At 58.0% G+C, this 19765-nt stretch carries 18 protein-coding genes; 8 read left to right on the plus strand and 10 right to left on the minus strand.

All coding sequences use genetic code 11. The features are described 5' to 3' along the window. Positions 1 to 21 precede the first annotated feature (21 nt). Positions 22 to 1689, plus strand: coding sequence for a choline dehydrogenase (gene betA / locus QDT79_RS11710; RefSeq protein ID WP_130018452.1), 1668 nt, complete (start codon positions 22 to 24; stop codon positions 1687 to 1689). A gap of 108 nt (positions 1690 to 1797) precedes the next feature. Here the strand turns inward: betA and QDT79_RS11715 are convergent, their stop codons facing one another. The 3 genes from QDT79_RS11715 to QDT79_RS11725 all read right to left on the minus strand — a co-directional run bounded on the left by QDT79_RS11715 (position 1798) and on the right by QDT79_RS11725 (position 4937). Beyond that, positions 1798 to 3423: an FMN-binding glutamate synthase family protein gene (locus tag QDT79_RS11715; protein WP_130018453.1), complete on the minus strand. Its 1626-nt coding sequence runs from the start codon at positions 3421 to 3423 to the stop codon at positions 1798 to 1800. 185 nt (positions 3424 to 3608) lie between these two features. Beyond that, positions 3609 to 4199 (minus strand): LuxR family transcriptional regulator, encoded by a 591-nt coding sequence (locus QDT79_RS11720; protein ID WP_004939094.1) that lies wholly within the window; start codon positions 4197 to 4199, stop codon positions 3609 to 3611. Between the two features lie 21 nt (positions 4200 to 4220). Then, on the minus strand, positions 4221 to 4937 hold the full coding sequence (locus QDT79_RS11725) for an EAL domain-containing protein (protein WP_047568560.1): 717 nt from the start codon (positions 4935 to 4937) through the stop codon (positions 4221 to 4223). A gap of 514 nt (positions 4938 to 5451) precedes the next feature. Between QDT79_RS11725 and QDT79_RS11730 the strand changes: the two genes are divergently transcribed. The 4 genes from QDT79_RS11730 (at position 5452) to QDT79_RS11745 (ending at position 10423) form a co-directional block, all read left to right on the plus strand. Further along, on the plus strand, positions 5452 to 5979 hold the full coding sequence (locus tag QDT79_RS11730; protein WP_063988841.1) for a fimbrial protein: 528 nt from the start codon (positions 5452 to 5454) through the stop codon (positions 5977 to 5979). 66 nt (positions 5980 to 6045) lie between these two features. Then, a complete protein-coding gene (locus tag QDT79_RS11735) occupies positions 6046 to 6729 on the plus strand; it encodes a fimbrial biogenesis chaperone (RefSeq protein WP_004939085.1) in 684 nt (227 codons plus the stop codon). 26 nt (positions 6730 to 6755) lie between these two features. Further along, a complete protein-coding gene (locus QDT79_RS11740; RefSeq protein WP_308316529.1) occupies positions 6756 to 9371 on the plus strand; it encodes a fimbria/pilus outer membrane usher protein in 2616 nt (871 codons plus the stop codon). Positions 9372 to 9382: 11 nt separating this feature from the next. Beyond that, positions 9383 to 10423, plus strand: coding sequence for a fimbrial protein (locus tag QDT79_RS11745; protein WP_063988843.1), 1041 nt, complete (start codon positions 9383 to 9385; stop codon positions 10421 to 10423). Between the two features lie 73 nt (positions 10424 to 10496). Here the strand turns inward: QDT79_RS11745 and QDT79_RS11750 are convergent, their stop codons facing one another. The 5 genes from QDT79_RS11750 to QDT79_RS11770 form a co-directional block, all read right to left on the minus strand. Further along, positions 10497 to 10955, minus strand: coding sequence for a helix-turn-helix domain-containing protein (locus tag QDT79_RS11750; RefSeq protein ID WP_107227424.1), 459 nt, complete (start codon positions 10953 to 10955; stop codon positions 10497 to 10499). A 206-nt stretch (positions 10956 to 11161) separates the two neighbouring features. Continuing rightward, positions 11162 to 12742, minus strand: coding sequence for a malate dehydrogenase (quinone) (gene mqo, locus QDT79_RS11755; protein ID WP_063988845.1), 1581 nt, complete (start codon positions 12740 to 12742; stop codon positions 11162 to 11164). A 461-nt stretch (positions 12743 to 13203) separates the two neighbouring features. Next, positions 13204 to 14631: an alkaline phosphatase gene (gene phoA / locus QDT79_RS11760; protein WP_063988846.1), complete on the minus strand. Its 1428-nt coding sequence runs from the start codon at positions 14629 to 14631 to the stop codon at positions 13204 to 13206. A gap of 130 nt (positions 14632 to 14761) precedes the next feature. Then, positions 14762 to 15469: a glutathione S-transferase N-terminal domain-containing protein gene (locus QDT79_RS11765; RefSeq protein WP_063988847.1), complete on the minus strand. Its 708-nt coding sequence runs from the start codon at positions 15467 to 15469 to the stop codon at positions 14762 to 14764. Between the two features lie 74 nt (positions 15470 to 15543). Further along, complete coding sequence (locus tag QDT79_RS11770) at positions 15544 to 16227, minus strand: ArsR/SmtB family transcription factor (RefSeq protein ID WP_308316530.1); 684 nt, start codon at positions 16225 to 16227, stop codon at positions 15544 to 15546. Positions 16228 to 16394: 167 nt separating this feature from the next. Between QDT79_RS11770 and QDT79_RS11775 the strand changes: the two genes are divergently transcribed. Further along, on the plus strand, positions 16395 to 16742 hold the full coding sequence (locus QDT79_RS11775; protein WP_063988849.1) for an antibiotic biosynthesis monooxygenase family protein: 348 nt from the start codon (positions 16395 to 16397) through the stop codon (positions 16740 to 16742). A gap of 31 nt (positions 16743 to 16773) precedes the next feature. Here QDT79_RS11775 and QDT79_RS11780 read toward each other — a convergent pair whose 3' ends face one another. After that, on the minus strand, positions 16774 to 17505 hold the full coding sequence (locus QDT79_RS11780; RefSeq protein ID WP_080473366.1) for an isochorismatase family protein: 732 nt from the start codon (positions 17503 to 17505) through the stop codon (positions 16774 to 16776). 120 nt (positions 17506 to 17625) lie between these two features. Here QDT79_RS11780 and QDT79_RS11785 point away from each other — a divergent pair, with 120 nt between their 5' ends. Both QDT79_RS11785 and QDT79_RS11790 read left to right on the plus strand, forming a co-directional pair. Next, a complete protein-coding gene (locus tag QDT79_RS11785) occupies positions 17626 to 18534 on the plus strand; it encodes a LysR family transcriptional regulator (RefSeq protein ID WP_253718941.1) in 909 nt (302 codons plus the stop codon). Positions 18535 to 18702: 168 nt separating this feature from the next. Beyond that, the gene (locus QDT79_RS11790; protein ID WP_063988851.1) at positions 18703 to 19200 is read left to right on the plus strand and encodes a P-loop nucleotide/nucleoside kinase family protein; all 498 of its coding nucleotides are present in this window, start codon (positions 18703 to 18705) and stop codon (positions 19198 to 19200) included. Between the two features lie 32 nt (positions 19201 to 19232). On the opposite strand, the gene QDT79_RS11795 is transcribed toward QDT79_RS11790, so the two are convergent. Continuing rightward, entirely contained in the window at positions 19233 to 19739 is a 507-nt protein-coding gene (locus tag QDT79_RS11795; protein WP_063988852.1) for a GNAT family N-acetyltransferase, read from the minus strand. Positions 19740 to 19765 lie beyond the last annotated feature (26 nt).

Genomic DNA, 19765 nt, shown 5'->3' on the forward strand with positions numbered 1-19765 from the left:
CGAATATTTAGGAGATAATGAATGGAATTTGACTACATCATTATCGGTGCCGGTTCCGCCGGCAACGTGTTAGCCACCCGATTGACCGAAGACGCCGACGTCAGCGTGCTGCTGCTGGAAGCCGGCGGCCCAGATTACCGGATGGATTTCCGTACCCAGATGCCGGCCGCGCTGGCGTTTCCGCTGCAGGGCCGCCGCTATAACTGGGCGTATGAAACCGATCCTGAGCCGCACATGAACAACCGCCGGATGGAATGTGGCCGTGGCAAAGGGCTGGGCGGTTCGTCCCTGATCAACGGCATGTGTTACATTCGCGGCAACGCGATGGACTTCGATAACTGGGCCAAGGCGCCGGGTCTGGAAGACTGGACCTATCTGGACTGCCTGCCGTATTTCCGCAAGGCGGAAACGCGCGATATCGGCCCGAATGATTACCACGGCGGCGAGGGCCCGGTGAGTGTCACCACGCCGAAAGCCGGTAACAACGAACTGTTCCACGCCATGGTAGAAGCCGGCGTGCAGGCGGGTTACCCGCGCACCGACGATCTGAACGGTTACCAACAAGAAGGCTTCGGCCCGATGGATCGCACCGTGACGCCGAAAGGGCGCCGCGCCAGCACCGCCCGCGGTTATCTGGATCAGGCGCGTTCGCGGCCGAACCTGAAAATCGTTACCCATGCGTTGACCGACCATATCGTGTTCGACGGCAAGCGTGCGGTGGGCGTCAACTATTTGCAGGGCGACAGTAATCAGCTGACCCACGCCAAAGCGCGGCGCGAAGTGCTGCTGTGCGCCGGCGCCATCGCCTCACCGCAGATCCTGCAGCGTTCGGGCGTTGGCCCGGCGGCGCTGCTGAACAGCCTGGATATCAAGGTGGTGCACGATCTGCCGGGCGTCGGGGAAAACTTGCAGGATCACCTGGAGATGTACCTGCAGTACGCCTGTAAGAAACCGGTGTCGCTGTACCCGGCGCTGCAATGGTTCAACCAGCCGAAGATCGGCGCGGAATGGCTGTTCAACGGTACCGGCGTCGGCGCCAGCAACCAGTTCGAGGCCGGCGGTTTCATCCGCAGCCGTGCAGAGTTCGCCTGGCCGAACATTCAGTATCACTTCCTGCCGGTGGCGATTAATTACAACGGCAGCAACGCGGTCAAAGAGCACGGCTTCCAGGCGCACGTCGGCTCGATGCGTTCGCCGAGCCGCGGCCGGGTGCAGGTAAAATCGAAAGATCCGCGCCAGCACCCGAGCATTCTGTTCAACTACATGGCGACCGAACAGGACTGGCAGGAGTTCCGCGACGCTATTCGCATCACGCGCGAGATCATGGCGCAGCCGGCTTTGGACGAATACCGTGGCCGCGAGATAAGCCCGGGGCCGGAGGTGCAGACCGACGAACAGCTAGACGCTTTCGTGCGCGAGCACGCCGAAACCGCCTTCCACCCGTCCTGCTCGTGCAAGATGGGCGAGGATGAGATGGCGGTGGTCGATGGGCAGGGCCGGGTGCACGGCATGGAAGGATTGCGGGTGGTGGATGCGTCGATCATGCCGCTGATCATCACCGGCAACCTGAACGCCACCACCATCATGATCGCCGAGAAGTTAGCCGATCGCATTCGCCAGCGCGCGCCGCTGCCGCGTAGCGCCGCCGACTATTACGTCGCCGGCGATGCGCCGGTGCGCAAGCAGTAACCGACACGCCCTCTCGCCGTTGAGGGGGAGGGCCGCCGTAGCAAGCAACCCCTCTCCATATGCTCTTCCCCAAGGCGAGGGGGCAACTCTTTTTTATTCCTTATCCCATCATGCCGCCGGCAGCGAGATCGCCTGATCGAAACTGGTGGGCGTCGCCATACGCCACATGCGGGCATAGAACTCGCTTTTGATCTCCGGCTGCAGCAGCGCCCCCGGCTCCAGGTAGTAATAGATATCGGCGTACACCTTGATCTCGGTCGGCGTGATGCGGCGCAGCATATGGTGTGAGGTCAGCTGTTCCGGGCGGCTGACGCCGGCCGCCGCCAGCATGTCTGCCAGCGCTTTCACCGTATTCTGATGGAAGTGGTAGACGCGTTCCGCCTTGTTCGGCACTACAAGCGCTTTCTGTCGTAGCGGATCTTGCGTCGCCACGCCGGTTGGGCAGTGGTTGGTGTGGCAGCTTTGCGACTGGATGCAGCCGACGGCGAACATAAAGCCGCGCGCCGAGTTCACCCAGTCAGCGCCGAGCACCAGCACGCTGGCGATATCGAAGGCGCTGATGATCTTGCCGCTGGCGCCTATCTTGATTTGGTCGCGCAGGCCGCAGCCTACCAATGTGTTATGCACGAACAGCAGCCCTTCGCGCAGCGGCATGCCCATATAGTTGGAAAGCTCGAGCGGCGCGGCGCCGGTGCCGCCTTCCTTGCCGTCCACCACGATGAAATCCGGCAGGATGCGGGTGTGCAGCATCGCCTTGACGATGGCGACGAATTCCCACGGGTGGCCGATGCACAGCTTGAAACCGACCGGCTTACCGCCAGACAGTTCGCGCAGCTGCTGGATGAAATGCATCATTTCCAGCGGGGTGGTGAAGGCGCTGTGCGAGGCCGGCGAGATGCAATCGACCCCTTCCGGCACGCCGCGGGTGGCGGCGATTTCCGCATCCACCTTCTTCGCCGGCAGAATGCCGCCGTGGCCGGGTTTGGCGCCTTGGCTGAGCTTGATTTCAATCATTTTCACCTGCGGGCTTTGCGCCTGTTCGGCAAAGCGCCGCGGATCGAAATGGCCGTCGGCGGTGCGGCAGCCGAAATAGCCGCTGCCCAGCTCCCACACCAGATCGCCGTTGTTTTCGCGGTGATAGCGGCTGATGCTGCCCTCGCCGGTGTCGTGGTAGAAATTGCCCTTGGCCGCGCCGAGGTTGAGCGCGCGAATGGCGTTGGCGGAGAGCGCGCCGAAGCTCATGGCCGAGATGTTGAAGATCGACGCGGAGTAGGGCAGGCGGCAGTCGGCGCCGCCGATAGTGATGCGGAAACTGGTCGGGTCGGCGGCTTCCACCGGCCGCATGGAGTGGCCGATGCACTCATAGCCGGTCTGGTAGACGTCCAGCAGGGTGCCGAACGGCTTGTCGCCCATCTCGTTTTTCGCCCGGCGATACACCAGCGTGCGCTGGGTGCGTGAAAACGGGATCTCTTCATTATCCTGCTCGAGGAAATACTGGCGCAGTTCCGGGCGGATGAATTCGAAGAAGAAGCGCAGGCGGCCGATGATCGGGTAGTTGCGGCAGATGGCGTGACGTTGCTGCGTGAGATCATAGATGCCCAGCACCATCAAGCCACCGCAGGCCAGGGCCGGCAGCCAGAACCACGGATGGTTGCGCATCATGATCAAGAAAACCAGGGTGAGCAAGATGCTCAGCACAAAGCAGGTGTAGCGGCTGAATAAGGACGACTTCATAACATCTCCTGATGTTTATTTTAATCCACACGACATGACTCACGGATAATCCGTGTGCAAATCGTAACCAACAGGAGGAGATGTTGTGTGTCTGTTGCTGCTTTGTCGCTGGTTGTTACATTAATTTAACTTGGCGGGGGAGGGCTGGTTGCCGCGCGGCGTACCGCGCAACAAGCCAGGGCAGGTTATTTGCCGGCGACGAAGATGGTGCTCATGCTGCGCAGCCGCAGCTTTTTCATCGCGCTGTATTTCTGCGAAAAGATGGTTTTTGGGTGCGTGCCGCGTTTTTCGGCAATGTGCAACAGGCTGTCGCCGCGCAGCAGATTGAAGATCACGTCGCTTTCCGCCGGGCTGAGCTCGCGGGTTTTCTGCACTCTGATGCCGCCCGGTTCTTTGCTTTCCAGCAGCCGCTGGATTTTTTCCTGCAGCGAATAAAGCGGAATGCGGGTAGAGACCAACTCAACGGAAATCCCCAGGATCGACAACAGCTTCACCACGCGCTCGTCGTCATAGAACACCAGCAGACGCGTCTTGCTGTTGTACTGCTGGTGCAGGGACACCAGGCTTTCGATCACGTTGACGCTCTGTTCCAGATTTTGCGAGGTGAAAATCAGCGCGATATCGTGCTTGGTGATCTTCTCTGCTTTGGCGCCGCCGTGCATGAAATCGGAAAACAGGCGGATATCGTACGCGCCGTAGTGTTTCTTCAGCAGCACCGACAGGCCAACATAGCTGTACTTACACTCACTAATCACAAGAACGTTGTTTTTAGACATAGGGCAAACACCAATACCGAGTTAAAAGTATTCAGCTGTAAGAAGCGAGTTCAAATCCTTGATGCTGGATTCCTTCCACAGCTTTCCCTGCAGTGCGTAATATGGCATTTCATCCAGCCATTTCTTGTGTTCGGGAGTTTCAACTCCTTCGATAATTACCTTGTAATGATTAAGGTAAAAAAAGCGCAGTAACGCGCGCATCAAGCCCTCGCCGCCGGACTTTTTCATGAAGTCCCAAAGCAGAAAACGGTCGAGCTTAACGAAGCGGAACTGGCTGTTGTACAACGCGGAGAAACCCGCATAGCCAGAACCAAAATCATCGAGCCAAAATGAATAACTATTCAATGACGGATCGCCGTGTACGCGATCTTTCACCAGCCGGGTTGAATTCTCGCTGATCTCAAAATGAATACAGCGCAGGGCATTAATTCTTTCGGCAAAGTGAGTATTCGCCAGCGATTGCAGGGAATAGTCGTCAACATTCAACGTGGCTATCACTTGGTTTTCATGAAACCAGTGTTTGTATTTATCGATCAGATTGATCTGATCCATCAAAATCTCAATCCGGGTGGCACTGTCGGCGTGACGAAAGAACTGTTCGGGAGAAAAATGGGCGTACTCACTATTAAACGTAAAGCGAGACAGACATTCAACGGCCAGCAATTGTCCCGATTTCGCGAACATTGGCTGAAAAACATAATTAATGCCGTTATTTTTCTCTCTGAAAGAACTGCTCATTTCCCAATCCTTGGATTGATATTTAACTTGTTGATTTTAAATGGTTAAAAAGAAAGTTACTCCGAGTTTATTGGTAAATTTCTTATTTAAAGCGTCAGGATGGCCGAAGCGTGTCGACAGACCATTTAACGCGTAATTCGTGCCAAAGTCCAAACGTCGCAATGTGTTACTAAATGTAAATATTCGGGATAATATTCTGATTTTCAGGCCTTAATGCAAAATCTTGAACTCTGCAGCTTTCCCAAACACAGATTATTCCTATTCATATGAATCGTCAACATCGATCGATAGGTATCCGCCGATAGTTTATTCCTATCAAGAGGGGCCTTATGAATGTTTTAAACGATTTAACATTAAGAATATGCTTAGTCTATATTTCGTCCGGCAATGAGTTCATCGAGGCAACGCTCCTTTTCAGCAAGGGAGTGCTATCGCTGAGTGTATGCTCAGTGGCGGCAATATATATATAAGCCCGCCACTGAATCGATTATTTTATTGTTCTATGGAGCTGGAAATGAAAAAAGTATTATTGCCTTTGGCCGCCCTGGTATTGTCTGCAACTGCTTCCAACGCAATGGCAGCAAACGGCAACGTTAAATTCACCGGTGAAATTGTACAGTCCACCTGTAAAGTTGTTGATAAAGACCAGAATAAAGAAGTTTACCTGGGTAAATATCCTACTACCGCTTTCCCAACTGCCGGTTCTACCAGCGGTGCTAAAGCTTTCGATATTAGCCTGGAGAAATGTGAAGCGGGTAACTACACCCTGCGTTTCGACGGTAACACCCCTGCGGGCCACCCAGAGCTGTTGGCTGTAACTGGCGGCGCGGCTGGCGTTGGCGTTGAAATTCTGGATAACAACGGCTCTACTCTGCCTATCTCTCAGGAAGTGGCTACCCCAGCTACCGTTACTGTTGCTGCTGATGGCGATAACCCAGGCGCTGCGACTTTCAACCTGCGCGCTCGTTACAAATCCTTCCAGGATCTGGTAACTGCCGGTCAGGCAAACTCTAACGCTACCTTCACCATCGAATACAAATAATTCGCTGGCAGGATAGATAGAGTTATTGGCCAAGGATGGCTAAATTTTGAGAGTTGAGACATTCCGATGAAAAAAATTCTGACTGGTATTTTATTCGCATTCTCTGTTAATGCCTTCGCAGGCATCCAGGTTGATGCGACGCGTGTCATCTATAACAGTGCAAGTAAATCCGCATCGCTCTCAATCAGCAATGACAGCGACGATACCTACATGGTGCAAACCTGGCTGGATACTGGCGATGCAAGCCAGATGCCTAAGAATTTGCCGATCGTGGTGACGCCACCCATTTTGAAGCTGGCTGCCAAGAAAGACGCTATTTTGCGTTTTATCTATTCCGGCAGCGGTTTGCCGCAGGACAGAGAATCTCTGCTCTGGGTCAACGTACAGGAAATTCCGCCAACGCCTAAGCAAGATAACGTGCTGCAGGTGGCGATCCGTACCCGTATCAAACTGTTCTATCGCCCAGATTCGTTGAAAACCAACCTGCAACAGCAGGCGGAAGCGCTGAAGTGGAAGCGCCAGGGCGGCAATTTAGTCGTGACTAACGATGGCCCGCTGTTCGTCACGCTGGGCGTGTTGAACCTGAAGAGCGGTGGCAAGAGCTGGAAAGTGAACGCCGACATGGTCAAGCCACACGACAGCCTGCGTATCTCCCTGCCTCAGGGCGCGCAATCAGCCAACAATATGTCGTTTACCTATATCAACGACTATGGCGGTCACACCGAGATTAAAAACGTCGCACTGAATTGATTGAAGCACTTCAAGGAATGAAAGAAATGGCACACAAAAGAATAACAACCCTCGCGCCAAAACGTTTGGTGAAGCTGATTAATGGTGTAATTTATTTTTCTGCTGTGCCTTTTTCATTCTCACAGATGGCCATGGCGGAGGAGCAGTTCAACACCTCCTTCATCCATGGCGATGACAATATCGCCCAAGTGGCGTCGTTGGCCAGCGGGGATGATATTCTGCCGGGTAAATATCCGTTTGATATCTATCTCAACGGGCAGCGTATCGATCACCGCGAGATCGAGTTCAAGAAAGAATCCAAAGACTCCCCGGTAGCGCCGTGCCTGACGGCTGTGGATTACCAGGATTACGGCGTAAAGCTGCCCGGCGATCTGACCACCGCTGGCGCCGCGCAATGCTATGCATTGCCGCAAGAAATCTCCGGCGCCAAGCTGAGCTATGACGCCGCCGTACAGCGTATGGATCTGGAAGTGCCGCAGGTGTTTCTGATCCCGCGCCCGCAAGGTGCCATTTCACCGAAAGTTTACGATCGCGGCATCAACGCCGGCTTTGTAAACTATAACTTTAGCGGCACCCATAACCGCTATGGCAATAACCAGAACGACAAGACTTCTGACTATTACTTCCTGAGCCTTAACAATGGCCTTAATATTGGCGATTGGCGCCTGCGCAACAACTCGACGCTGAACCAGCAGTCGGGTGCCGGCACGCACTGGAAGAACATTTCCAGCTGGGCGGAAACGGATATCGTTTCTCTGCGCAGCCGTCTGGTGATCGGCCAGACCAACACTAACAACAACGTTTTCGACAGCATCCAGTTCCGCGGTGTGCAGATGTCCAGCGCCGACGATATGCTGCCGGAAAGCCAGCGCGGCTATGCGCCGGTGGTGCGCGGCGTGGCGACGACCAACGCGCGCGTTGAAGTGCGTCAGAACGGTTATACCATTTACAGCACCAACGTTCCGCCAGGGCCGTTTGCGCTGACGGACATTTTCCCAAGCACCCTGAGCGGTAACCTGGACGTGACGGTCATCGAAGCCAACGGTTCGAGAACCTCTTTCGTCGTGCCATTCTCCTCGGTGCCGAACATGCTGCGCGAAGGGATTTGGAACTATCAGCTGACCGCCGGTAAATACCACGACGGCACCAGCCGCTATCAGCCCAAGTTTGTCCAAGGCACCTTGTCGCACGGCATGGCGTATGACATCACGCCTTACGGCGGCGTGCTGGTGGCGGAGAACTACCGTTCAGCGGTCGTGGGCCTCGGTAAAAACCTGGGGAACTGGGGGGCCGTCTCTTTTGATATGTCCTATTCCGACACCAACCTGGTGAACGGTGATGACAAACAAGGGGAGAGTTTCCGTTTCCTGTATTCCAAGTCGCTCAACGACTGGGGGACGGAATTCCGCATTGCCGGTTACCGTTACTCGACCTCCGGATATTATGATTTCTCCGATGCGGTGGCCGAGCGTGAACGCTATGAGAACGGTTATTACCGGAACGATTACTACGATCAAAACGATCGCAACCTGGGCGTGCCGGATTGGGCGGAATCGCGCCGTCGCAGCTATTACACCAGCCGTTTCAACAACAAACGCCAGCGCGTTGAGCTGTCTGTCAACCAGCGCATCGCCGGTAGCTCGACGCTGTACGCTAACCTCAGCAACCAGTCTTACTGGGGCGGGTCCGGTGAAGATCGCACCGTACAAACCGGTTTCAACAGCAGCTATAAAAATATCAGCTATGGCGTCTTCTATCAGGACAGCCGCAGCAACTACGGCTATAAAGACCGCAGCGTCAACCTGACCGTGTCGATTCCGTTCAGCTTCTTCAGCAAGGACTCGTCGGACATGACCGCCAGCTTCAACGCCGGCCACAGCAAGCAGAGCGGCAATACCTACAGCGCCGGCCTGAGCGGCACCGCGCTGGATGACAACCGCTTGAACTATGCGGTGCAAAGCGGTCATGATCGTTATTCGGGCCAAACCAGCTCGGCCAACGTCGGTTATCAGGGCAGCATGGGGACCATCAATGCCGGTTATAGCTACAGCAAAGATTATCAGCAGTCTTCGTTGGGCGTGGCGGGCGGCATCGTCGCGCACTCCGGCGGTGTGACGCTGACCCAGCCGCTGCAGAATACGTTTGTGCTGGTGGAGGCGAAAGACGCCAAGGGCGTTCGTATCGAAAACCAACCGGGTGTCGCCATCGACCGCTTCGGTTACGCGGTGATGACCTCTGCGTCGCCATACCGCCATAACCGCGTGGCGCTGCGCACCGAAGATATCGGCAACGGCCTGGATATCCCGATGGCGGCGAGAGACGTGGTGCCGACTTACGGCGCAATCACCCGCGTGAAGTTTGAAACGCATACGGGCCAAAGCCTGTTGGTACACAGCAAGATGGCCGACGGCAGCGTACCGCCGATTGGCGCCAACGTCTTCAGTGCGGACGGCAAGAACAACGGTACTGTCGGTACCAACGGCGATATTTATATTTCAGGGGCTTCCGCAGGGGATCGCCTGCTGGTGAAATGGGGCAACGACACGGGCGAGAGCTGCTCACTGGTGGTGCCGGAATTGAAAGCGGCGACTGAACAGTTGATGGGTTATCAGGAACTTTCGCTGACCTGCGGAAAACCGTAAAAGGAAAGGATATGTCTTCTTTGTTAAAGCACAAGAATCTCGGGTTGGCGGCTGGGCTGCTGGTCACGCTGGGCGCGTTTTCGCAGAGCAGCTATGCGCTGTCTTGTAAGCAGAACGGCAGCATTCGCCAGGATATCGTGCTGGATAAAGCCATCAAGGTGTCGACCGCCAATACCGCGCCGGGCGCGTTGCTGTGGCGTTCGCAGACCTTTACTTCGACTTTCCAATGTACAGATGACTGGAACAACCCGAAAGGGGAGAATGCCTACCTGTACTGGGATCCGCAGTCCCGGATGAGCCAGATCCATAACTCGATCGAAGTGGGCGTTACTTATCAGGGGGTTGACGTCAAACCGACGAAAGGCGCACGTCAGGACGTGGGGCCCGGCACGGAATGCCGCCGTTCGGGTAGCCGCTGCCTGTCTCCGGCCAGACCGCTGACGGTAACCGTGTCTTACGCTATCTATATTAAAGCAACCGGCAAAGCGCCTCCGGCCGGCGGCAAGATCAACGACAACAACTCCTACTCGGTGTTTCAGGTTGATGGCGTCGGCGGCTTGAACGGCACGCCGAACAGTAACTTTAACGCCTACATTTCCGGGTTGGGCAACATTCAGTTTATTTCCTGCAACCCGAAAATCACCGTCGTGGCCAACAACGGTTCGACGGTGAATTTTGGCACTATCCCGCGTCAAAATGCGGTGGTGGGTAAAATCGAGAAACAGGTGCCGTTCTCGGTTGCCGCCAATATGTCCGATCCGACGACCGGGCAGGACTGCCAGGGGGAAACGTTGCAGGCCAGCTTCAGCAGCACTTATCCGCTGCAGGATAACAGCGTGATCCTGCCGACCAGCGACAGCGGCTTCGGTATTTTGATCTCGCAGGCGGCCACGCCGAATACGCCGATCATGATGAACAGCCCGGTCGATCTGGGTCTGGTCAACGGCACCATCGTTGAAAAGAACTTCATGGCCAGCCTGAAATGGTTGAGCACCAACCCGAAAGTGGGGCCATTCAGCGCTTCGGCGAATATTGACGTCACCTTCAAATAATCCGGTGTCGCTTCAATAAAAAAGGGTTCAGTTCGCGAGAACTGAACCCTTTTTACGTGTTATGCCGCGTTTATCAACGCAGCCCCATCCAGGTGGTGCAAACGCCTTCCGGCGGTTTGCCGGCGTACCAGCGTGGCAGCGTGGGGGCATCGTGGCGTGGCTCGGCCTCCAGCTCTACCGGCTGCGCCGGCCATTCCGCGACGTCCCAGCGAGTGGTGCGGCGATAGACCGCCGGGGTTTTGCCGAACTGTTTCTTGAAGGCGCGTGAGAACGAAGGCTGAGAATCGAAATGGTATTGCAGGGCGATATCCAGGATCGGGCGCGGGGTGGAGCGCAGCGCCTGCGCCGCCTGCGACAGGCGCCGCTCGCGGATATAGCTGCCGAGCGCGTGGCCAGTGGTGCTGCGGAACATGCGCTGCAGGTGCCATTTGGAGTAGCCCGACTTGGCGGCGACGTTATCCAGCAGCAGCGGCTGGTCCAGATGAGTTTCAATCCAGTCTAGTAAATCGTGAATGATATTGACGCGATCCATGGTTTTAGTTCTCCCGCAAAAACGACATTCAGGTCACAGTGACTTAGCTTAATTATCCAAGAATATGCTTTGATAATAGGCGTGAGTGCGCCGTTACGCAAGGGTAAACCGGGGGTAAAAAGGTGACCAAAAATGCTCTTTGAATCGCAGGGGGATAAGAGAAAGGCCGCATAAAGCGGCCTTTTCAGCAGGAAACGAGTGGAAAATCAGTTGGTTTCCGGTTTCACTTCAATGTAGTTCAGACCCAGGACGCTGCTGGTGTAGCCGCGGATCTTGTTGGTCATCTCGATATCGCCGTTTAGCTTGTGGCCGTAGGACGGGATGATCTCTTTCAGCTTGCTCTGCCATTCCGGCGTCGCCACTTTGTCTTTGAACACGGTTTCCATCAGGTGCAGCATGATTGGCGCAGCGGTGGAAGCGCCCGGTGACGCGCCCAGCAGAGCGGCGATGCTGCCGTCTTCAGAGCTGACGACTTCGGTACCGAACTGCAGCACGCCGCCTTTATCCGCGTCTTTCTTGATGATCTGCACGCGCTGGCCTGCGGTCCACAGCTTCCAGTCTTCCTGCTTGGCGTCCGGGAAGTACTCTTTCAGCGCGGCGAAGCGATCGTCGTCGTTCATCATCAGCTGGCCGACCAGGTATTTCACCAGATCGAAGTTATCCAGACCAACGTGGGTCATCGGCATCAGGTTCGAGGTGCTCAGCGAGTGCAGCAGATCGAACAGTGAACCGTTCTTCAGGAACTTGCTGGAGAAGGTGGCGAACGGCCCGAACAGCAGCACGCGCTTGCCGTCCAGCATACGGGTATCCAGGTGCGGCACGGACATCGGCGGCGAACCTACGCTGGCCAGGCCATACACTTTGGCCAGGTGCTGGTTGGCGATCGCCGGGTTGGTGGTGACCAGGAACTGGCCGCCGACCGGGAAGCCGCCGTAGCCGTCGGCTTCTGGGATGCCGGATTTCTGCAGCAGGGTCAGGGACGCGCCGCCGGCGCCGATGAACACGAACTTGGCGTTAACGGTGGTTTCTTTACCGTCGCGGTTCAGATCGGCAACGGTCACGCTCCAGGTCTGGTCGGCGTTGCGCTTGATGTCGCGTACTTCGTGGCTCAGGTTCAGCTTGAACTTGTCGCTGGCGCTCAGCGCGTCAACCAGCTGGTGGGTGATCACGCCGAAGTTAACGTCGGTACCCAGCGGCATGCGGGTCGCGGCGATTTTCTGCGCCGGATCGCGGCCGTTCATCACCAGCGGCGCCCACTGTTTGATTTGCGCAGGATCTTCGGAGTATTCCATGCCGCGGAACAGGGTGCTGTGCTGCAGCGCCGCGTAGCGTTTACGCAGGAAGTTGACGTTATCGTCACCCCACACGAAGCTCATGTGCGGCACGCTGTTAATGAAGGATTTCGGATCTTTCAGGACAGCGTTCTTCACCTGATAAGACCAGAACTGGCGGGAGATTTCGAAAGACTCGTTGACCTTCACCGCCTTGCTGATATCGATGGTGCCATCGGCTTTTTCCGGCGTGTAGTTCATTTCGCTGAAGGCGGAGTGGCCGGTACCGGCGTTGTTCCAGCCGTTGGAGCTCTCTTCCGCCACGCCGTTCATGCGCTCGTACATGTCGATGGTCCAGGTCGGCTCCAGCTCATGCAGATAGGTACCCAAGGTGGCGCTCATGATGCCGCCGCCGATCAACACCACGTCGACGGTTTTATTCTTCTCTTCAGCCGCTGCCTGCTGCGTAACGCTAAACAGGCTGAGGCTGAAAATCAGGACGAGTAATTTTCTCATTGAATTAAATCTCTTGTGTGTAAATTCTACTCATTGCAGGTGAAAGAATTTAGCGGGAGTTACCCTGGAAAATAGTGAAGCCGACCGCCCGGCGTGAGCCGATAGGCAGCGATAATGCCTTTTTGTTAATAGGGTTTTTAACGAAAAGTGAACTATTGCAGGCCGTCCGGATGCAAATTGATCGGTTCACGTTACTGGCGGGGTATTATTGTTTGCGAGAATGTTAAAAACTACTTTTGTAACTAAAAAAAATGAATATAAGCAAAAATAGGTCGGTTGCTGTCGCAGGAATAAACAGAGAGGGGGGAAGGGCCGTATAACCGCGTTATTTTCAGGGGCTAATTGCCGCGCAATTAAACGTTATTTCGTTATCACACAATAATTGCGGTTAAATTGCAAATATACATCGGTAACCAATAATAAATGGCCGCCGCTACGGGCGGCCATGATTCACAAGGTGGTTACTTGATGCCCATCGCATCGCGCATGGTGAAGAACAGATCGGTCTGATCGGTCAACCCCACCACGTTGGCGGCGTGCGGGCCATAGGCCGCGACGCGCAGCTGGGTGCCGGTGTGCCCCTGCGATTCCTCTTCCGAGTTGCCGTAGCTGAGGGTCATCGGCGCGCCGTCTTTGGTGGTCAGTGTCTGGGTCAGGCCCGGCGCTTTGGCGTCGGCAGCGACGATCTGGCTGGCGTGCGCGTGGTCGGCGGTGACGATCACCAGCGTGTTGCCGTCGGCGCGGGCGAAGGCCAGCGCTTTTTGCACCGCTTCGTCCAGATCGACGGTTTCACCAATCTGCCCGCACGGGTTGGCGGCGTGATCCTGCTTATCGATCGACGCGCCCTCTACCTGCAGGAAGAAGCCGTTCGGGTTGTCTTTCAGCAGCGCGATCGCTTTTTCGGTCATCGCCGCCAGCGTTGGCGTGGCCGCGGTGCGCGCCGGGTTGTCTTCGCAGGTTACCGCCGGCTTGTCGAGGTTGCCGTGATAGCTGGCTTTCGGCCCCAGCCAGCGCACCGGCATGTTGCCGTCGGCGAACAGGCCCAGCAGCGGCTTTTGCTGATTGGCCAGGGTAACGGCCTGCAGCTCATCCGCGTTGCTCACCCACTGATAACCCTGCGCTGCTGCCTGATCCTTCAGCGATTTTCCTTGCCATTCGCCGCTTTTCGCCAGCTGATTGAAGGACTTCGCGCCGCCGCCCAGCGTGACGTCGGCGCGAGTTTTCAGCAGTTGCTCGGTGATGGAGCCGCGGCCGCCGTTTTCCAGCGCGTTAGCGGCGCATTTCTCGCTGGTTTCCTGCGGGCCGTAGCATTTGCGCGAGGTGACGTGCGACACCAGCGCCGCCGGCGTGGCGTCCTGCAGTTCGGCGGTGGAGACGTTGCCGGTGGCCTTGCCGGCCGCCTTGGCGATCTCCAGCAGCGTTGGTTGGTCTTTGCCGTTTACGTCGACGCCGAGCGCGCCGTTATAGGTTTTCACCCCGGTGGCCCAGGCGGTGGCGGAGGCGGCGGAGTCGGTCACGTAATCCGGCTTGTGGGTTTTCTTGTCCAGCGAGTAGTGGGTGTATTGCCCGGTCAGCGGCAGGGCGTCGATGCCCTTGAAGTAACCGCCGGCACCTTCGGCGTAGTTACGCGCGGCGGTGATCTCGGAATCCCCCATGCCGTCGCCGATCAGCAGGATCACGTTTTTCACCGTTTTGTCCGACAGCGACGCCTTCAGCGCGGCGGTCTGATCGCCGGCCAGGCGACGGGCGCCGCCCGGCTCGGTGAGGGTGCCGCGCGCGGCGCGCTCGGTCAGGCCATCGGCATTGGCTGAGGTTTCCGTCGCGGTGGCGGAGGAACAGAGCAGGGCGGACAGCACGGCGCCGGCGATCAGGGATACAGCAGGTTGCATGGGGTAAGCTCCTTGTCGTAATACAACAATGTAAATAACATCAAATTGTTACGAAAGGAGAGTAGAGCAGAGGGATGACAATTTTATGACAGCGAAAGACGGGATGGCCCGGCGGCCACCCCGTTTGGCGTCAGGCCGCGCGCGCCGGGATAGCCAGCCCACGCTGTACCGCCGGCCGCGCCAGACCGCGCTCCAGCCACTGCGCGACGCGCGGGAAACTGTCGAACGCCACCAGCTCGCGCGCCTCATAAAAGCCGATCAGGTTACGCACCCAGCCCAGCAGCGAGATATCGGCGATGGTGTAGTCCGCGCCCATGATCCAATCGCGGCCCTCCAGGCGCGTTTCCAGCACGCCGAGCAGGCGTTTCGATTCGTTTGTGTAGCGCTCCAGCGGCCGTTTGTCTTCATACTCGCGCCCGGCGAATTTGTGGAAGAAACCGAGCTGGCCAAACATCGGGCCGACGGCGGCCATCTGGAAGAACACCCACTGAATGGTTTCGTAACGCTGCGCCGGATCCTGCGGAAGGAAACGGCCGCTCTTTTCCGCCAGGTAGAGCAGAATGGCGCCGGATTCGAACAGCGGCAGCGGCCGGCCGCCGGGGCCATCGGGATCGATGATCGCCGGGATCTTGCCGTTCGGGTTCAGCGCCAGAAATTCCGGCGTCCAGGTTTCGTTGTTGCCGATGTCGATCAGGTGCGCTTCATAAGGCAGGCCGATCTCTTCCAGCATGATGGACACTTTGACACCGTTCGGCGTCGGCAGAGAGTAGAGCTGCAGCCGTTCCGGGTGCTGAGCCGGCCAGCGTTTGACGATCGGGAATTGGGTGGAATCGAGCATGGAAACTCCTCGGGTTGGCGGGGTCGCTTAAGCGTACCCCTTGAGTATTGCAGTAAAACTACCCCGCCGCCGGGTTACACCGTGAGCTCAAAATGTGCGGCCAGCGCTTTTTTACCGGCGGGGGTCAGCTGCAGCTCGCGGCTGTCGAGCCGGCGGACGATCCAGCCGCGTTGAATAAAAGCGGCCAACAGCGCGGCGCCCAGTGTGCCACCGAGGTGAGAGCGGCGTTCGCTCCAGTCCAGGCAGCCGCAGGCGAAGCGGCGGCGGGTGGGGGCGGGGGAGCAATCGACGCCCAGCCGCACCAGCGCGGCCTGACCGGCGTCGCTTAACCGGTAGTCTTCCTCACCGGTCAGCCAGTTCAGCGCACGTAGCCGATCGTGCAGCTTCACCGCCACCTCGCCCGCCATGTGGTCGTAGCAGGTGCGGGCATATTGCAGCGTGGTGGGCGTGCTGCTTTTCACCGACGGGCGCGGTACGCCCGCCAGCGCCATCAGGCCTTCCAGCGCGTCGGCCACCGGCTGGCCGGCCAGCCTGAAATAGCGGTAGCGCCCCTGTTTGACGCAGGCGAGCAGCCGCTGCTCCAGCAGTTTCGCCAGATGCGCGCTGGCGGTGGACGGGGCGACCTCGACCGCCGCGCTGAGCTCGGTGGCGGTGTAGGCGCGCCCATCCATCAACAGGCACAGCATGCGCGCCCGGGTGCGGTCGGCGATGGCGGCGCTCAGCGCCGCTAAACGATCTTCTATGTCGATGTCATGCATACTTCGAGGTTAGACGAAGTATGACTGCGCGTCCATTGCTAGCCTGTGGTGGTCGCACTCTGGGCCAGTGCGTCTGTGTTCGCTGGATATTGATGAGCGGGCGTTGGAATGGGTGCGGTGGCTACAATGTGCGCGTACCTGAATGTTACCGTTGAGAGGAAACGATAATGATCGCCGTGATTTTTGAACTGCAGGCCGCCGATGGGCAGCGTGATACCTATCTGGCGCTGGCGGCGGAGCTGAAGCCGCTGTTGGCGCAGATCGACGGATTCATTTCCATCGAGCGTTTTCAAAGCCTGGCCGATCCTGCGCGCCTGCTGTCGCTCTCCTTCTGGCGCGACGAGGCGGCGGTGCAGCAGTGGCGCAATCTCGAGCAGCACCGGGCGGCGCAGGCGCGCGGCCGTGGCGAGGTGCTGGCGCAGTACCGGCTGCGGGTGGCGGAGGTGGTGCGGGATTACGGGTTGGAGAGTCGCGATCAGGCGCCACAGGATAGCCGTTGTTATCACCACACCTGAAAAAAGCCCGCCGGCGGCGGGCTTTCGTCTGTTATTTCGCTTCGCTGCCCACTTTCATTGCTCCGGCGTAGCTGGCACCCATTCCCCAGGCGGCGCCGTGGTCGCGGGCGATCTGCAATACGCCCCCCGCCGTGGCCTTGCGGCTCCAGTCCTGCTGCCATTCCAGCATTAATGCCACCCAGTTGATAGGGGTGGCGCCCGCCTGTATCAGACGCTGCATGGCGTTGTTTTGGCTGTCTGGCGTAATGTCGCCGGTGACGTCCGACAGGATATAAACCTCATAATCCTCGCCCAGGGCGGACAGCGCCGGCAGCATCACGCAGCTGGCGGTCCACAGCCCGCCGATGATGATTTTCTTGCGGCCGGATTGTTTGATCAGATCCACCACGCGCCGATCCTGCCAGACGTTGATGGCGGTGCGATCGTACACCTGCAGATCCGGGCGTGCCTGCGTCACTTGCTGGAATACCGGCCCGGCGAAACTTTTGGCGTTAGCCGAGGCCAGAATGGTCGGCACGTTGAACACCTTGGCGGCCTTGGCGATACCGGCGGCGTTATTCACCAGATTGGTTTGATCGATAGAGGAAATGGTCATGCCGAACATGTCCTGCAGATCGACCAGCAGCAGCAGACTGTTGTCGGCGGTCAGCGGTTGCACATAACCCGCCTGGCGGCTGTCGGCGGCGGGGGATTGCGCCAGCGCGGCGACGGGGGCGGTGGCGGCGCTCAGGCCGAGCATCAGGGCGAACAGGGTCTTTTTCATTATTAACTCCATTTTTATCAGTACATTAAATTCACTTCACACTCAGGGAAGCGGTTGAATAAAGTCTACTGTTGTTTATTTGGTTAATAATCTATGGTTTACTGAATTAATAATTAACTTATGGGACATAATGTGGACGTGCTACTGACGATGCGCGCCTTTCGCCGCGTGGTTGAGCGCAACAGTTTCTATAAGGCGGCGGAGGATCTGGCGATCACGCCGGCGGCGTTGAGCAAGCAGATTAAGCAGTTAGAGAACCGGTTGGGGACGCTGTTGCTGGTGCGCACCACTCGCAGCATGAGCCTGACCGAAGCCGGGCAGCTCTATTACCAGGAAGCCTGCCGATTGCTCGGCGAGTTCGACGCGCTGGAGCAGACGGTTGCCGCCAGCGCGCAGCAGGTCTCCGGCACGCTGCGGGTCAATGCGCCGCTTTCGTTCGGCCTGACGGTGCTGTCGCCGCTGCTGCCGCCGTTTATGCAACGTTACCCGCAGCTGCAGGTGGAACTGACGCTGGACGACAGGGTATTGGACGTGGTGGCGGCCGGTTTCGATATTTCCCTGCGCATTCGCCGACGGCTGCCGGATTCTTCCCTCAGCGCCCGGGCGCTGGGTGAAGTGCACCAGCGAATTTGCGCCGCGCCCGGCTATTTGGCACAGCACGGTGTGCCGCAAACGCCGAATGACTTGCAGCGGCACAGCTGTCTGGCCTATTCCCTGGCGGAAAGGCCGGGGCAGTGGCAGTTCACCGCCGGCGAGGAGAGCCTGAGCGTGACGTTCACTCCCCGGTTGATCGCCAACAACAGCCTGATGCTGCGGGATATGCTGGTGGCGGGACTGGGCATCGGTTCGCTGCCGTCGTTCGTGGCGGATCCCGAAATCGCCGCCGGCAGGCTGGTGCGGTTGTTCCCTGAACAGATTGCCGAAGCGCATCAGGTCTTCGCGGTTTACCCGACGCGCCGGCATGTGCAGCAGAAAGTGAGTTTATTCACCGAGTTTGTGCGAGAACAGGGATTGATGACGGCGAATTGACAACGGCGCACGGTTGTCATATTCATTAGTTATGAAAAAATCCTATCGCCCATTCGCGCAAATTATTATCACCCTTCTCCAAAGGGTGGGATAGCGCGTGTGTCGCCAATAAAAACCCGCCGGCAGGCGGGTTTTTTTATCCCCTTCCGGCAACGACCGGAGAACGCCATGAAAACCTACCCTGCAGTTTTACACCTGATGTGCGGCAAGGCCGGCGCAGGCAAATCGACGCTGGCGCAGCGTTTGGCGCAGCAACCGCAAACGCTGTTGCTGGTCGAAGATGCGTGGCTGGCGACGCTGTATGAACAGGAGATGGCCAGCCTGCAAGACTATGCGCGCTGTTCCGACCGGTTGCGGCGGGCGTTGGGCGGGCACCTCGTTCAGCTGCTGCGCGGCGGCTGGTCCGTGGCGCTCGATTTCCCGATGAATACGCCGGACAGGCGGCGCTGGGCCAAAGCATTGGCGGAGGAGGCCGGTGTTGCACACTGCCTGCACTTTCTCGACGTCAGCCATGCGCAGTGCCTGAGCCGGATAACGCTGAGAAACGCGCGCGGCGAGCATCCGTTTACACTGAGCGAAACGGAGTTTGAGCGCCTGGCACAGTACTTTGTTCCCCCGGCGGAAGAGGAAGGGATGACCGTCTTGCGTTATGGCGAACAGGACTGAAAACCGGCGCCATGACGGCGCCGGCAACAGGGTTAGGCTTCGGCGTTAAACGCGTTGTGGAAGGCGACTTCTGCACACGGCAGCGCGCCCTGGAAGGTGATGGCGCGGAAGTAGTCTTGCGGCACGCCCGGCAGGGTCAGCGCCGTTTGCGCCAGGAAGCCGAAACGGCCGTAATAGTTCGGATCGCCCAGCACCACGCAGCCTGCGGCGTGCCGTTCTTGCAGTTCGGCCAATAGCTGGCGGATCAGCCGGCTGCCGATCCCCCGGCTCTGACAGGCCGGCAGCACCGACACCGGCGCCAGCCCGTACCAACCGGCGCCGCCGTTGCTGAGCACGACCGGTGAGACGGACGCGTGCCCGATCGGTGTGCCATTGTGCTCAGCGACCAGCGACAGGGTGAGAGCGCCTGCCGCACGCAGCGCGTTGACGATAAACTGCTCGGTGTGGCTGCTGTGTTCGACATGCAGGAACGCGGCGGCGGTCAGGGTGGCGATGGCGCCGACGTCGGCCGGCGTTTCGTGGCGTAAAGTGATGTTCATGGTTGTCTCCTGATCAACAAGGCTGA

It is taken from the genome of Serratia marcescens, from assembly GCF_029846115.1.
Classification (GTDB): domain Bacteria; phylum Pseudomonadota; class Gammaproteobacteria; order Enterobacterales; family Enterobacteriaceae; genus Serratia; species Serratia marcescens_L.